Origin of the sequence: Serratia sp. BIGb0234 (assembly GCF_024809915.1) — a bacterium.
GTDB classification, from domain to species: domain Bacteria; phylum Pseudomonadota; class Gammaproteobacteria; order Enterobacterales; family Enterobacteriaceae; genus Serratia; species Serratia liquefaciens.
In genome coordinates, this window is record NZ_JANUEI010000002.1 from 1034895 (window position 1) to 1049794 (window position 14900).

Consider the following 14900-nt stretch of genomic DNA (forward strand, 5'->3'; position numbering starts at 1 on the left):
CCAGCAACTATGCCGCTAAAAAGCACTGCAACGAACAAACCGCAGGAAATCGCTGCCATCGACCTCGGGTCGAACAGCTTCCACATGGTGATTGCCCGCGTCGTCAATGGCGCCTTACAGGTATTGGGGCGTTTAAAACAGCGGGTCCACCTCGCCGATGGATTGGACAGCAACAATGTGCTCAGTGAAGAGGCAATAGAACGCGGCCTGGCCTGCCTGGCGCTTTTCGCCGAACGGCTGCAAGGCTTCCCGGCGGATAACGTCACCATCGTCGGTACCCACACCTTGCGCCAGGCGGTGAACGCCGAGGTATTCCTCAAGCGCGCAGCCAAAGTGATCCCCTACCCGATCGAAATCATCGCCGGGCAGGAAGAGGCGCGCCTGATCTTTATGGGTGTGGAACATACCCAACCGGAAAAAGGTCGCAAGCTGGTGATCGACATCGGTGGCGGTTCTACCGAACTGGTGATCGGCGAAGATTTTGAACCCCTGCTGGCGGAAAGCCGCCGCATGGGCTGCGTCAGCTTCGCCCAACAGTTCTTCCCGGGCGGGGAAATCAGCAAAAACAACTTCAAACGCGCACGCCTGGCGGCGGCACAGAAGCTGGAAACGCTGGCCTGGCAGTACCGCATTCAGGGCTGGCAATATGCTCTGGGCGCGTCGGGCACCATCAAGGCCGCGCACGAAGTGCTGGTGGCAATGGGCGAAAAAGATGGCCTGATCACCCTCGAGCGGCTGGAAATGATGGCGGAACAGGTGCTGCAGTTTAAAAATTTCAGCGCAATGAGCCTGCCGGGGCTGTCGGAAGACCGCCAGTCGGTGTTTGTGCCGGGGTTGGCAATCCTGTGCGGCGTGTTCGATGCGTTGGCGATCCGCGACCTGCGCCTTTCCGACGGTGCGCTGCGCGAAGGCGTGCTGTATGAGATGGAGGGCCGTTTCCGTCATCAGGACATTCGCAGCCGCACCGCCAAGAGCCTGGCCGATCACTACAATATCGACCGCGAGCAGGCCAAACGGGTGCTGGATACCACTGAGCTATTGTATGCGCAGTGGATGGCGCAAAATACCAAGCTGGCGAACCCGCAGTTGGAAGCCTTGCTGAAATGGGCAGCGATGTTGCACGAGGTGGGGTTGAGCATCAACCACAGCGGCATGCATCGCCACTCGGCCTACATTCTGCAAAACACCAACCTGCCGGGCTTCAACCAGGAGCAGCAGTTGCTGCTGTCGGCGCTGGTACGCTTCCATCGCAAGGGTATCAAGCTGGAAGAATTGCCGCGCCTGAACCTGTTCAAGAAAAAGCATTACCTGCCGCTGATCCAACTGTTGCGTCTGAGTACCCTGCTCAACAACCAGCGCCAGTCGACCACCACGCCGGAAACGCTGCGCCTGAGCACCGACGATAACCACTGGACGCTGCGCTTCCCGACCGGTTATCTGGCGCTGAACAACCTGGTGCAACTGGATCTCGAACGTGAACAGGCCTATTGGAACGACGTCGTGGGCTGGAAACTGATTTGCGAAGAGGAAGGTTCGCAAGACGAGCAGCGCTCGGCCTGAGTCTGTCGCCCCCGTACTGCGGGGGCGACAATCAATTCTGTTCTGATAGCAACGTCGCCAAGGGTTGCGGTTCGCCGACGAAATACCCCTGCATATAGTCTACGCCCACCCCTTTCAACGCGACCAACTGCTCCAGGCTTTCTACGTATTCCGCCACAATGGTCAAGCGCTTCATTCGCGCGACTTTACAAATAGACGCAATCACCTGGAAATCCACCGCGCTGGTCAGCATGTCACGTACAAAGCTGCCGTCGATTTTCAGCATATCAACCGGCAACATCTTGAGCCGATCGTAACCGGCATAACCGGTGCCGAAGTCATCCAGAGCAATGCGGCACCCCATCTCGCGCAGCGCCTGCAGATTGGCGCCGGCGTAATCCGTATTCTGCAGCAGATGCGACTCGGTCACTTCCAACGTCAGTTGATATGGCTCAATTCGGTACCGCTGTAACAGGTTGTCTACATCCTGGCTGAGCATTGGACGGCACAGCGAAGAAGGCGACAAGTTCACCGCAAAGCGCGCGCTGGGCAGCGCAATACGGTGCTGGTCCATAAACTTCAACGTATTGCGCAGGACCCACAGATCCAGCCGATAAGCCAGGCCAAACTCATGTGCCACCGGCAGAAAATCATTCGGCGATACTGTGTTCCCCTGATCGTCGCGCATACGCAGCAGAATCTCATAATAACGATCACCTCGCAGGCCCACTATCGGCTGCGCCATCAAGATAAAGCCGTCGTTATCCAACGAACGTTGTACCCCATGCAAGAGCGCCACCTTGCGTTTGACTTCATCCTGCACCAAATTACCGCTGCTCTGCACATTCTCCGGCTTACCGCTGGTCAGAGACACTTCCGCCAACGCGCTAAGCTCCCCCAGCAACTGGTAGAGGTGTTCAAAATCGGGCAGCACGCTGCAATACCCTAACCCCAGCGGGGGGTGCAGCGGCAAACCGTTCCAGATCAGGCGGAATTTTTCCAATGCGCGGTAAATCGCTTCGACCTTTTCTTCGCTATTGTCCGCATCCACTCGCAGCAACAAGTCATAGCCCGGCAGATGATAAACCCCTTCACCGGGGGCCAATACCTGATGCAGCAGCGCCGCCAGTTGCTGTTTGAAACGAATACGAAGCTGCATGCCATAGTTACGGCTCAGCAAATCCAGTTCGCTGACGCGCAGGAAACACAGGGTTGAAGGCGGAGACTGAGCCAGATCACGCTTGAGGGCACGCAGGTTCGGCAGGCCAATTACCGGATCTTGTAGCGAGGCGCTTTGTGCCCTGGCATGGCTTAACCGTTGGTGAGTATTGAGCGCCGACATCAGGAAAATGCACAGGGTGAACACCACCATCATCGAAGAGATGACCGCCAGGTTATGCAACAGGTTGTCGGGTTGTGAAGCGCCGGGATAATGAAAAAACAGCACCAACAGAGTGGCAGACCAGATAAGGCAGTTGAATTGATAGCCAAAACGCATCGCACCGTAGAGCATTACCGGCAGCAGTAAGACCAATCCGTACCCCCCGAGCAACAGGGGAATGGCCTCTTTAGCGTGATGGGACAGCACCGCCACCATCCCCACCAGCACCAACAGCCACAGCGACAGCTCTTTTTTATCGACGTTTGGCGCCATTTCACGACCAAAGCGTCGCCAGAGCGTCAGGGCAAAACGGGGTTTATTCAAGATGCGCAACATGATGTAGAGCAAGGGCATGGCGGAGAGACAGCCCAGCAACAGCGCTTGAAAATTAACCAGTGCCATCAGGTAGCTGTTATCGCCGGGCATCATCCCGAGTTCGTCGGGCAACCGGGCAAAGGCGACCAGCAGTTTCAGGCCGAAGACAAACAGCAATGCCGGTAGCACCACCAGCCAGATTAGCCGCTCCTTCACCAGCGCCGCGCCACCCGGGGCCGCACACCAACGGCGTTGCGTTTGCCTGCGATACCCCAGCCAACACAGGCTCAGGCAAGACAGGTACAGCAGCGTCACCAGCAAGCCACTTTCCAGCCCCAGCCGGTGGGCGTAACGCAGCATGATGGCGAGGGCAATACCCGGCAGCGCCCGCCAGTCGTAGACCATCAACAGCGCAATACAGGCGGTGAGCGGTAGATAGAGCAGATAGACTTTGCCTTCAGGCAGCATTATCCGCGGCGATAGCCAACCGGCGAACGGGATCAATAACAGGCTCCAGAGGAGGGGACACCCCCACCAGCGCTCGCGTAAATGCTTCCAGAATGTTGGCTTGATCATAAAAATAACGAGTCCGTCAGGGCGTAATTCCATTCACGCGTTCGGGTAACAAGGCAGGTTCCTTTTCGTACCTCTATCCATTCATGAGGCAAGCTGAAAGTATCATATGCGACAGGAGAATGGCGGAAATTTTAGGCGCCGGGCGGGGGTGAGGCTTGACTCCGATCAACCAAAGAGGAAAAGTTGGGTAAAAATGTGTAAGCCTATTTTTTGCCTCATCTTAAGCTGCTGATCCGACAGATAAAGCCAAACTTAAGCTAAACAGCGGCGAGATACCGGGTTTTGCTGCCCGGAAATATATACTCTAAATAATTGGAGTTGCATCGAGGCGGCAACGCAGCGAATCCCCAGAAGCTTACACTAGTAAGTGACTGGGGTGAGTGAGGAAAGCCAACAAAGATGCAGCTTCAAGTATGACGGGTATAGACAATATTTGTCATCAATGGCTAGAATTCCGTTTACACTCTATGGGCCTGCATCAGCGTTCAATATCTCTATAAATTTCAAGTGGCCGCAGCACGGCCAGCGTGAAAGATGGCGGGCATAACACAGGAAACCGGCATGCCGGGTGATATATGCGTAGAAAATCCACCGGACAGATGACCAAAATAGTGCTGTTTGTCAGCTTTATCATTTTAGTCGGCCGTCTGCTGTATGCCGCGGTCGTCGCGGTGCCCCACCATCAGGAAAAAAAACTCGCCCCTCAGCAAAGCACCACTGAGATGAGCGACGAAAACCGGGACACTACTCCCTGAACTCACAGATTCAAGTTATCCCGCAGGGCTTGCGAATAGTTAAGCAGCCTGCCGTCGGCCAGTATCTCGGCGCGCCAGACCCCTTACTTATTCCTCAGCAACTGCTCCCATTTCATAAAAATGACGCCTGCATTCACTATGCTCTATCTAGTCCAGAGTGGGTCTTAAGGATCACTGAGTGCCAGTAAGGAAGACCATGTCAGCTGCAACACATAACGTTAAAAAAGTCGCTGAGTACCGCCAGCGCATTCTTTCTCTGCTGTTAAACAACAAAGATCTGGTCGATGGCATTCTCGGCCGGCCAGGGGATGAGAACGCCCTCAGCAAAAGCGAGCTGCTAAACCAGACTGCAGAAATCACCGGCCTGCTGGACGACATGCACGCCGCTGACCTCGCGGACCTGCTGGAAGCGCTGCCCCAAGACGAGCGACTGGCACTGTGGCGGCTGGTGGGGAACGCCAAACGCGGTCAAACGCTGGTGGAAGTTGCCGAGCCCGTGTGGGACAGCCTGATCGAAGAGATGAGCGACAAGGACCTGCTCAAAGCGATCAAGACGCTGGACGTCGATGAACAGGCCTATTTGGCACAATACCTGCCGCGTAACCTGATGGGACGCCTGTTGACCTCCATGGAGCCGGATCAACGCGCACAGGTGCGCGAGATGATCCACTACGGCAAGGACACCGTCGGCTGGATGATGGATTTTGAACTGGTCACGGTACGCCCCGACGTCACTATCGGTGCCGTACATCGCTTCTTGCGCCTGCGCAAAACCATCCCGGAAGCCACCGACAAGCTCTTCGTCACCGATCGTAAAAATACTCTGCTGGGCGAACTGCCGCTCACCGCCGTGCTGCTTAATGACCCGGAAACCCTGGTCCAGACGGTGATGGACAGCGACCCTACCAGCTTCCAGCCGGATGACAAGGCCGAAGCGGCAGCCAGCGCATTCGAACGTTATGACCTGATCAGCGCCCCGGTGGTCGACGCCAAGGGCAAGCTGATGGGCCGTTTGACCATCGAAGAAATCGTCGATGTGGTCAATGAAGAAAGCGACAGTAACCTGCGCCGCATGGGGGGCTTAAGCCCGGAAGAAGATGTGTTTGCCCCGGTCAGCAAGGCGGTGAAAACCCGTTGGGCATGGCTGGCCATCAACCTGTGTACCGCGTTTATCGCCTCGCGCGTCATCGGCCTGTTCGAACACACCATTTCACAACTGGTGGCACTGGCGGCGTTAATGCCGATCGTCGCGGGGATCGGCGGCAATACCGGTAATCAGACCATCACCATGATCGTACGCGCGCTGGCACTGCACCAAATTGAGGTCGGCAACATTTCCCGCCTGATGTTCAGAGAACTGGGGGTGGCCATTATCAACGGCGTGGTCTGGGGCGGCATCATGGGAGTCGTGACCTGGCTGCTGTACGGCGACTGGGCGATGGGCGGCGTCATGACGCTGGCGATGATCCTCAACCTGCTGGTAGCCGCGCTGATGGGGGTGGTGATCCCGATGACCATGCTCAAACTGGGGCGCGATCCGGCGGTAGGTTCCAGCGTATTGATCACCGCTCTGACCGATACCGGCGGCTTCTTTATCTTCCTCGGGCTGGCCACCTTGTTCCTGCTTTAAACCTCCAGAAGGCCGGCCCCGCGCCGGCTTTTGCGTTTGCTCACTAAAGCTGTCTGATTCAGTGGGTTTTATTGCCGCGCTGTACTACCCTTTGCCAATAAACTTTCCATCTCATTCGCGTCATGACCTCGTTCAGTGACAGATGCCAGAGTTAAGGGTTGTCTATGGATATCAGCGCACCGAATCATCTCATCACGCGTCAGGGCGCCTTGTTTACGCACAGCCTGCTGGCGGCGATGGCGGTATTTTTACTGGCATTGCTGTGCCTGACGCTGTCGAACGAATCCAGCCACTTTACCCCGCTGTGGTTCCCCACTGCCGCCATTATTGCCGTGCTGTTTCGCCACTCGCCACGCCAATGGGGGTTACCGCTGCTGGCATGCGGGGTTGGCATCGTGGCCGCCAGCTTCACGCTGTTCGGCTTTAGCTGGTTCCCGGTAAAACTGACACTGATCAACCTGCTGGAAGCCGTGGTTTGCACCCTGCTGTTGCGCCGCATGCTGCTGCAGGACGATCCGCTGAACAGCCTGGCCAGTTGGCTTAAATTTGTCGTCTGCGCGGTGATATTCACCCCTTTGTTCAGCGCCCTGCTGGCCGCCTGGTGGGTTCCCGCCCCGGGGCACCCTTTCTGGCACCCCTTCAGTACCTGGTTTATTTCAGAAGCTATTGGCGTCCTGTCGCTGACGCCCATCGGGCTGGTCTATCGCCGTCGCATGCTGGATACGCTGAATCTGTACACTCTGCTGCTAACGTTGATAGTCGCGCTGACCTTCAGCTATCTGGCGCTGAGCTACCTGCCCTTTCCGTTCACCTTCGTCATTCTGCCGCTGCTGTGGGCGGCAATCGCGCTGCCGCGGCTCGAGGCTTTCGTCATCTGCTTTTGCACCACGCTGATGATCACCGTGATGATTTCCATCGGGTTGCTGCATTTTCATGCGCCCACCGGTCCGTTCAGCGATATCGAGATTTACCTGCCGATCCTGTTGATTTTGATCCCGGCGCACTCGATGGCCATGGTGATGCACGCCTTCCGGGTGGAGAAACAGCATATCGTCGAGAGTGAAACTCGCTTTCGTAATGCGTTGGAATATTCGGCCATCGGCATGGCGCTGGTGTCGCCGCAGGGGAAATGGCTGCAGGTCAATCAGGCGTTGTGCAAACTGCTCGACTATACCCCGGAGGCTCTGCGGCGCCTGACTTTCCAGGAAATCACCCACCCGGACGATCTGAACGCCGATCTGACGCAGCTGCACGATCTGCTCGACGGGCATATCAGCAGTTACACCCTGGAGAAACGCTATATTCGCAGCGACGGCGAGCACGTCTGGGCGTTACTGGCTGTATCGCTGGTGCGCGATGCCGAAGGGCTACCGCTGTATTTTATTTCGCAGGTAGAAGACATCAGCGAATTGAAACGCACGGCCGCAGAGAACCATCGACTGATGGAGCGCATTACGCTGGCGAATAAAGTGGGCGGCATCGGCGTTTGGGAATGGATGATGCACGGCGAAGAGCTTACCTGGGACAAGCGTATGTTTGAACTTTACGACCTCAGCCCGGACCAGACGCCAACGTTTTCGCTATGGCGGACGCTGCTGGTACCGGAAGATCGTGAACGCACCGACCGTGAGATGGCCACATTGTTGAAGCGGCCGGGCCCCTTTGTTCTGGAGTTCCGACTGCTCACCCGCGAGGGAAAAGTGCGGCATATCCGCGGCCAGGGTAACGTTATTTTAGACGCTCAGGGTCTGCCGCTGCGCATGATCGGCACCAATATCGACATGACGGAGGTCCGTAATCTGACCGAAGCGCTGCACGAAGAAAAAGAGCGTCTGCACATTACGCTCGATGCGATCGGCGAAGCGGTGATATCCACCGACGACGAAATGCACATTACCTTTATGAACCCGGTGGCCGAACAAATGTGCGGCTGGCCGCTCAGTCTGGCGATCGGCATGCCCGTCGCCGGCGTGGTTCGAATGACCAACGGCAAAGACGGCGAAGAGGTAGAAAACCCGATCCAGTGCTGCCTGCAGGAAAACCGGCAGCTGTCCGCAGACTATGCCCTGGTGCTGCATGGTCGCGACGGTCGCTGTTTTGACATCCAGCAGTCGGTATCACCATTGAAAACGATCGACGGCAACGTCATGGGCGCGGTGATGGTACTGCAGGATGTCACGGCCTCGCGCGAACTGATGCAGAAGTTGAGTTACAGCGCGTCGCACGATGCCCTGACCACGCTGCCCAATCGCACCAGTTTTGAAAAGCGCCTGAAGGCCGCTATCGCCAACGCCACTGAAAAACGACTGCAGCACGCGCTGGTGTTCCTCGATCTCGACCGTTTCAAGGCGGTCAATGACAATGCCGGCCACGCCGCGGGCGACGCGCTGTTGAAAGATCTTTCCCTGTTGATGCGGCACCATCTGCGTAACAGCGACTGTCTGGCCCGGCTTGGCGGCGATGAGTTCGGGCTGATCCTGTTCGACTGCACGCGGGAACAGGCCCAGTCGCTGATACAGCAATTGGTTAATCACATCAGCCAGCACCCGTTCTTTTGGGAAGGGAAGATTTACCACGTCGGCGCCAGTGCAGGCGTAACCCGTATTGATGCCGATGCCGGCAAGAGCAGCGAGCTGCTGGCGCAGGCGGATATTGCCTGTTATACCGCCAAGCATCGCGGACGTGGCCAGGTTTATCTCTATGAGGCGCGTCAAAAAATGATCCTGGAACGTCAGCATGAACTGCTGACGCGTCAGGAAGTGACGGACATCATCAACGATGGGCAATTATTGCTGCATGTCAGGGCGGTCGCACCGCCAAAAACGCCGCTGGCGGTCTGTTTCTATCAGTTGAAACTGCAGGTGAGGGATCAGGACGGTCAGGCGCTGGCGAGCGACGATTTTATCTCCGCTGCCCGGCTATACGATCTGACGAAAGAGGTTGACCGCTGGATCATCGGGCAGATTTTGACGCAGCGCGCCCCTGATATTGCCCGCAAGGGGTTGTCCATCGCGCTGCCGCTGACAACCGACAGTCTGCTGGACGCCAGCTTCCAGGACGAGCTGCTGACAGCGCTGGACGCCTCCCCCTTGCAACCAGGGGCATTGCTGCTGGCGGTCGATGATGCGGTGGTGCTGGAGCACGCCGGCATTTGCAGGCCGTTCCTCCAGCAGTTGCAGCAACGGGGCTGCAAGCTGATCGTTAACGGTTTTGGGCACAGCCTCAACGCCTTTGACGAGTTGCATGGCCAAAAGATTGACTATATCCGCGTCGACGAACGCTTCATCACCAACGTGCACTGCAACCAGATGGACGAACTGATGGTGTCGATGCTCAATGGGGCGACGCATCGGGTGCACGCCCAAACGCTGGCCGGCCCGGCACACCAGCAGATAACGCTGAACACCCTGCAGGCGATTGGCATCGATCTGTCGGACGGCGACGCCATCGCACTGGAACAATCGCTGACGGAACTGCTCAGCGGCGGTTACTTTGGTATCCGCTAGTCGCTATTCCCAGCAATATCCCCCTGCCTTTCGAGCGGCGGCCTCGCCGCCGCATCTCATCCATTCTGCTTTTTTTGCTTAGCCCGCCTGAGGTTAGTGGTATAACTAACAGGTCAAAGTTAATCGCTTGCATAACACGTGGATACGGAAATCAGCATGCGAATTAATTTTTTCCTCTCTCAATACACCTAATTGTTCAGGGATGAATGGCTATGAAAAAAGAGTGGTTTGCCGCCAGAGAGCTGACCGGCATTGCAGGACTGCCCTCCTCGCCACAGGGCATCAATTTAATGGCCCGCCGCGAGGGCTGGATCAGTCGCCGGCGCAAAGGCGTGCAGGGCAAAGCGGTGGAATACCACATCAACAGCCTGCCGATCGGCGCGCGCAGCTTACTGATACTGCAAGAAGATCCTGCTGAATATCAGGTTGAACGCCAGGATCCGCTGGCGGTGTGGATTGAGTATTACCATCATCTGAGTGAAAGCGAGCGCGAGAAGGTACTGGCCTTCCTGATGCGCGAAGGAATAGACGGCCTGCTGACGCGCATTGCTGCCAAAGACTAGCCCGTAGCCGCTACCCGACAGCCTCCGTTGACGGCGCCCAGCCATCGTTATGCCACAGATGCAGCGTGGCGTAGGAACGCCAGGGTCGCCAGCTTTCAGCATAGCGCTCAATCTGGCGTGGCGTCATGCCGGGAAAACGCTGTTTGATCAGATAATCCCCCGCCAGGAACACGTCCGGCCACGACCAGGCTCGCATGGCGATGTAGCTGGCGGTCCAACTGCCAATCCCCGGTAGCGCAGTCAGCGCCTTGATCCCCTGCTCAATATCCAGCACGTTCTCCAGTTGCAACCGCCCTTCGGTAACCGCCTGCGCAATACCGATTAACGCCGCCGCCCGTTTCAGTTGCACGCCCAAGGGGCGCAGCGCCTCAGGCTGTAATCGCGCAATCTGTTCGGCAGTGGGAAAGACGTGGGTAATGCCACCGTAGGGCTGTTCCAGCGGGGTACCCCAGAGTTCAGCCATCCGTCCAGCAAAAGTCGCCGCCATTTTGACGCTGACCAACTGCCCAAGCACCGCGCGGGTCGCCTGTTCGAATGCGTTGACGCAGCCCGGTAGCCGCAGGCCCGGCGCATCGGCAGCCAACGGCCCCAATGCCTGAGCGATAAGGTCCGGCGCGGCGTCGAGATCAAACAGTTGGCGAGTGCGGCGCAGCACTTCCGTCGTCACCCGGCTCAGGGAAGGTGCAATTTCCACCCGTACCCGATTATGCGCCTCTTCCGGCTGCACGCTGACCCAGCCACGATATTCGATGCAGCCCTGAGTGATGGCTATCGCCCGCAGGTACTGTTGCCCCTCCACCCGCTCCACACCGCTCACCGCACGGGTTTGCAAAAAACCCAGCATGCGCGACCAGTCATAGGGCGGTCGATAGCCCAGATGAAACACCAGCCCGCTGGCGACGGTACGTTCGTTACGGCCGCTGCTGCTGCGCAGTGCCGAGGGGATCAGCCGGTAGCGCGCCTTGAACAGTTCGTTAAAACGCCGCAGGCTGCCGAAACCGGCGGCAAAGGCCACCTCACTCAACGGCATATCGGTATCCGCCAGCAGGCGTTTGGCCTGCAACAGCCGGTGCGACTGGGCATAATCAATCGGCGAGGCGCCAAACTGATCGGCAAAAATACGCCGCAGGTGGCGATCGGAAATGCCTAGCCGCGTCGCCAGTTGCTCGCAGCTGTGCTCCGACAGATACCCCTGCTCAATCAACTGCACCGCCACCTGAGCATAACGATTACCGAGATCGATCAACGCCAACCCCGGCGCCAATTCCGGCCGACACTTCAGGCAGGGGCGAAACCCCGCCAGTTCCGCCGCCGCCGCGCTTGGGTAAAAGGTGCAGTTTTCAATTTTTGGCGTACGGGCGCTGCACACCGGGCGACAATAAATACCGGTCGACGAAACGCCGACGAAGAAGCGACCGTCAAATTTGCGATCGCGCGCACTCAGTGCTTCATACAACGCCTGCTGTTGGTTTTTCATAGCCACACTCGGGGTCAGTTTTTTGTGCATTATGCGACTCGATGGGTGCGCTGACGTGCGGGATTCGGACATTAAGTTAAGCATGCTAGCGCCGTCGCCGCTAAATTTTTCGTCAGTTAAGCGCTCTCAGATTGCCCAGGGGCCGAGTCTCGGGTAAAGTCGCCCCCCTTCATTGGCATGGGGATAGAGAAAAGACATGTTTATTGGATTTGACTACGGAACGGCCAACTGTTCCGTCGCAGTGATGCGAGAAAATGGCCCCGAGCTGCTGACGCTGGAAAACAACGAGCCCTATCTGCCGTCGATGCTGTGTGCTCCGACGCGCGAAGCCGTCAGCGAGTGTTTGCACCGCCACTGGCAGGTGCCGACCGCCAGCGAGGAAAACCAGCAGTTGCTACGCCGGGCAATCAACTATAACCGCGAAGAAGATATCCCGGTCGCCAGCGACAGCGTGCTGTTTGGCCTGCAGGCGCTGGCGCACTACGTTGAAGATCCGGAAGAAGTGTATTTTGTCCGCTCACCGAAATCCTTCCTCGGCGCCAACGGCCTGAAACCACAACAGATCGCGCTGTTTGAAGATCTGGTGTGCGCCATGATGTTCCACATCAAACGTCAGGCGGAAAACGTACTGCAAGACAGCATCAGCCAGGCGGTGATCGGCCGTCCGATCAACTTCCAGGGCATCGGTGGCGAAGAAGCCAACCGCCAGGCGCAGGGTATTTTGCACCGCGCTGCCGAGCGTGCAGGCTTCAAAGACATTGAATTCCAGTTCGAGCCGGTCGCCGCAGGCCTGGATTTCGAAGCGACCCTGGAAGAAGAAAAAACCGTGCTGGTGGTGGATATCGGCGGCGGGACAACCGACTGTTCGGTGCTGTTGATGGGGCCGCAATGGCGTGACCGTGCCGATCGCCAGCAAAGCCTGCTGGGCCACAGCGGTTGCCGCGTTGGCGGTAACGATCTGGACATCATGCTGGCGTTCAAACAGTTGATGCCGCTGTTCGGTATGGGTGGCGAAACTGAAAAAGGCATCGCTTTGCCTGCGTTGCCTTACTGGAACGCGGTAGCCACCAACGACGTTCCGGCGCAGATCGACTTTTACAGCGCTGCCAATGGCCGCATGCTGCGCGATTTGATCCGCGATGCCGCCGAGCCTGAAAAAGTTAAACGCCTGCTGAAAGTGCATCAGCAACGCCTGAGCTACCGTCTGGTGCGCGCCGCGGAGGAGAGTAAAATCGCCCTGTCGGCACAGCAAAACATCAGCGCTCCGCTGGCCTTCGTCCAGACTGATTTGGCAGAAACCATCAGCCAGGATCAGCTTGCCGAGGCCATCTCACAGCCGCTGCTGCGCATTCAGGAACAGGTCAGCGCCGCGCTGGCCAGTAGCCAGACCGCACCGCAGGTGATTTATCTCACCGGCGGCAGCGCACGTTCCCCGCTGTTGCGCGCCGCGCTACAACAGCAGTTGCCGGGCATTCCTATCGTCGGCGGCAACGACTTCGGCTCGGTCACCGCCGGGTTGGCTCGCTGGGCGCAGACGCTGTTCCGTTAAGGGCACCAGGGCGCGGTAGCTCAATGCCGCGCCCTGCCGCCAAGCCATTCGCTGCGAAATCAGGTACTGTATCGGCTGGAACCATAATCATGGCAGGAACAACAATGCTGATCGTTCTTTCCGGGCTGCCAGGCAGTGGTAAAACTACGCTCGCACGGGCGCTGGCTCGCGCATTACCGGCAATGCATCTGCGTATCGATACCCTTGAACAAGCTATCCGTAACAGTGGCTCCCTGGCCGATGACGTCGGCCCCGCCGGGTATTTTGCCGCTTATGGCGTTGCCGAAGACAACCTGCGTCTGGGCCACTGGGTGATTGCCGACTCGGTCAACCCGTTGCCGGTCACTCGCGAAGCCTGGCATAACGTCGCACAACGGGCTGGTGTAGCCTGCATAGATTTTGAGGTGGTTTGCTCAGACAGTGCCGAGCACCGTCGCAGGGTTGAAACCCGCGACGGGGACGTTGCCGGACTGCGCCTCCCTAACTGGCACAGCGTCACCCGCCACGATTACCTACCCTGGCATACCCCGGTGGCCCGTATTGATACCGCAGGCCAGCCAGTGGAAGCCAGCGTGGCTCAGTTGCTGTCCTTGATTAACGCCGTCGGCAACTGAGCAGGTCACCAGGCGCTGGCGTCGTTCAGGATGCGGATATCCTCGGCATCCAGCCGCAGCCGGGTAGCGCTGATCAGCTCATCCAACTGCTTTAGCGACGTGGCGCTGACGATCGGCGCGGTGATGTCCGGCCGCGCTATCAGCCAGGCCAGTGAAACCTGCGTTGGCGAGGTGTGGTGTTTTTCCGCAACCCGATCCAGCGCAGCCAAAATCTTGAAACCGCGTGGATTAAGGTATCGCTCAACGATGGTGTCACCACGTTGGCTCTTGCCGATATCTTTTTCACTGCGGTATTTGCCGGTCAGGAAACCGCTGGCCAGCGAGAAGAAGTTAATCACGCCCAATCCATGGCGCTGCACCACCGGCGCCAGGCTGCGTTCATACTCCTCACGCGCATAAAGATTGTACTCCGGTTGCAGGGTCTCATAGCGCGCCAACCCATTCTCTTCACTGACTTTCAATGCCTCCTCCAGACGATCGGCCTGATAGTTGGAAGCGCCTATCGCCCGCACCTTACCGGCCTTGATCAAGTCGTCGAACGCCGCCAGGGTTTCCGCCAACGGCGTGTCCCGGTCGTCGTCATGCGATTGATAAAGGTCGATATAATCGGTCTGCAAACGCCGCAGTGAATCCTCTACCGCCTGCTGGATATAGCGTGGTGACAGCCCCTGCTTACCCTCGCCCATCGGCTTGCCGACTTTGGTAGCGATGATCACCTGGTCACGCTTGCCGCTCTTTTTTAGCCACTGGCCGATGGTGGTTTCCGATTCACCGCCCTGATTGCCCGGCACCCAGCTCGAGTACACGTCGGCGGTATCGATAAAGTTGAGCTGATTTTCCACCAGCGCATCCAACAGGCTGAATGAAGTTTCGCGATCCGCCGTCCAGCCAAACACGTTACCGCCGAAGGTCAATGCCGGCACTTTGATGCCCGAACGGCCCAGTTCTTTATGACTCATTGCATGCTCCATGGAGTTGATGATTCGCAGGATAAT

Annotated in this window: 10 protein-coding genes; 7 read left to right on the plus strand and 3 right to left on the minus strand. The window is 57.7% G+C overall.

What is annotated here, in order from left to right:
* Window positions 1-9: 9 nt before the first annotated feature.
* Window positions 10-1560, plus strand: a complete 1551-nt coding sequence (ppx, locus tag M2407_RS11865; protein WP_128865056.1) for an exopolyphosphatase — start codon at window positions 10-12, stop codon at window positions 1558-1560.
* A 31-nt stretch (window positions 1561-1591) separates the two neighbouring features.
* Here ppx and M2407_RS11870 read toward each other — a convergent pair whose 3' ends face one another.
* The gene (locus M2407_RS11870; protein ID WP_240504899.1) at window positions 1592-3811 is read right to left on the minus strand and encodes an EAL domain-containing protein; all 2220 of its coding nucleotides are present in this window, start codon (window positions 3809-3811) and stop codon (window positions 1592-1594) included.
* A gap of 575 nt (window positions 3812-4386) precedes the next feature.
* On the opposite strand from M2407_RS11870, the gene M2407_RS11875 reads away from it, so the two are divergent.
* The 4 genes from M2407_RS11875 (at window position 4387) to M2407_RS11890 (ending at window position 10265) form a co-directional block, all read left to right on the plus strand.
* Complete coding sequence (locus M2407_RS11875) at window positions 4387-4566, plus strand: YfgG family protein (protein ID WP_020828082.1); 180 nt, start codon at window positions 4387-4389, stop codon at window positions 4564-4566.
* A gap of 196 nt (window positions 4567-4762) precedes the next feature.
* On the plus strand, window positions 4763-6196 hold the full coding sequence (gene mgtE, locus M2407_RS11880; protein ID WP_020828083.1) for a magnesium transporter: 1434 nt from the start codon (window positions 4763-4765) through the stop codon (window positions 6194-6196).
* Window positions 6197-6360: 164 nt separating this feature from the next.
* Window positions 6361-9702 carry a diguanylate cyclase gene (locus tag M2407_RS11885; RefSeq protein WP_201896104.1) on the plus strand — a complete coding sequence of 1114 codons (3342 nt, stop codon included), beginning with the start codon at window positions 6361-6363 and terminating at the stop codon, window positions 9700-9702.
* A 212-nt stretch (window positions 9703-9914) separates the two neighbouring features.
* Window positions 9915-10265, plus strand: a complete 351-nt coding sequence (locus M2407_RS11890; protein WP_115058292.1) for a DNA-binding protein — start codon at window positions 9915-9917, stop codon at window positions 10263-10265.
* Between the two features lie 10 nt (window positions 10266-10275).
* Here M2407_RS11890 and alkA read toward each other — a convergent pair whose 3' ends face one another.
* Entirely contained in the window at window positions 10276-11772 is a 1497-nt protein-coding gene (gene alkA, locus M2407_RS11895; RefSeq protein ID WP_259218203.1) for a DNA-3-methyladenine glycosylase 2, read from the minus strand.
* 166 nt (window positions 11773-11938) lie between these two features.
* Here alkA and yegD point away from each other — a divergent pair, with 166 nt between their 5' ends.
* Together yegD and M2407_RS11905 are read left to right on the plus strand one after the other, a co-directional pair.
* Window positions 11939-13291 (plus strand): molecular chaperone, encoded by a 1353-nt coding sequence (gene yegD, locus M2407_RS11900; RefSeq protein ID WP_020828087.1) that lies wholly within the window; start codon window positions 11939-11941, stop codon window positions 13289-13291.
* Between the two features lie 89 nt (window positions 13292-13380).
* The gene (locus tag M2407_RS11905; protein WP_115058291.1) at window positions 13381-13905 is read left to right on the plus strand and encodes an AAA family ATPase; all 525 of its coding nucleotides are present in this window, start codon (window positions 13381-13383) and stop codon (window positions 13903-13905) included.
* Window positions 13906-13910: 5 nt separating this feature from the next.
* Here the strand turns inward: M2407_RS11905 and M2407_RS11910 are convergent, their stop codons facing one another.
* The gene (locus tag M2407_RS11910; protein ID WP_128865061.1) at window positions 13911-14864 is read right to left on the minus strand and encodes an aldo/keto reductase; all 954 of its coding nucleotides are present in this window, start codon (window positions 14862-14864) and stop codon (window positions 13911-13913) included.
* Between the last annotated feature and the right edge of the window lie 36 nt (window positions 14865-14900).

Bases quoted from the DNA above. Each gene is read 5' to 3' on its own strand.
- ppx (WP_128865056.1), top strand. From the start codon at position 10: ATGCCGCTAAAAAGCACTGCAACGAACAAACCGCAGGAAATCGCTGCC.
- M2407_RS11870 (WP_240504899.1), bottom strand. From the start codon at position 3,811: ATGATCAAGCCAACATTCTGGAAGCATTTACGCGAGCGCTGGTGGGGG.
- M2407_RS11875 (WP_020828082.1), top strand. From the start codon at position 4,387: ATGCGTAGAAAATCCACCGGACAGATGACCAAAATAGTGCTGTTTGTC.
- mgtE (WP_020828083.1), top strand. From the start codon at position 4,763: ATGTCAGCTGCAACACATAACGTTAAAAAAGTCGCTGAGTACCGCCAG.
- M2407_RS11885 (WP_201896104.1), top strand. From the start codon at position 6,361: ATGGATATCAGCGCACCGAATCATCTCATCACGCGTCAGGGCGCCTTG.
- M2407_RS11890 (WP_115058292.1), top strand. From the start codon at position 9,915: ATGAAAAAAGAGTGGTTTGCCGCCAGAGAGCTGACCGGCATTGCAGGA.
- alkA (WP_259218203.1), bottom strand. From the start codon at position 11,772: ATGCACAAAAAACTGACCCCGAGTGTGGCTATGAAAAACCAACAGCAG.
- yegD (WP_020828087.1), top strand. From the start codon at position 11,939: ATGTTTATTGGATTTGACTACGGAACGGCCAACTGTTCCGTCGCAGTG.
- M2407_RS11905 (WP_115058291.1), top strand. From the start codon at position 13,381: ATGGCAGGAACAACAATGCTGATCGTTCTTTCCGGGCTGCCAGGCAGT.
- M2407_RS11910 (WP_128865061.1), bottom strand. From the start codon at position 14,864: ATGAGTCATAAAGAACTGGGCCGTTCGGGCATCAAAGTGCCGGCATTG.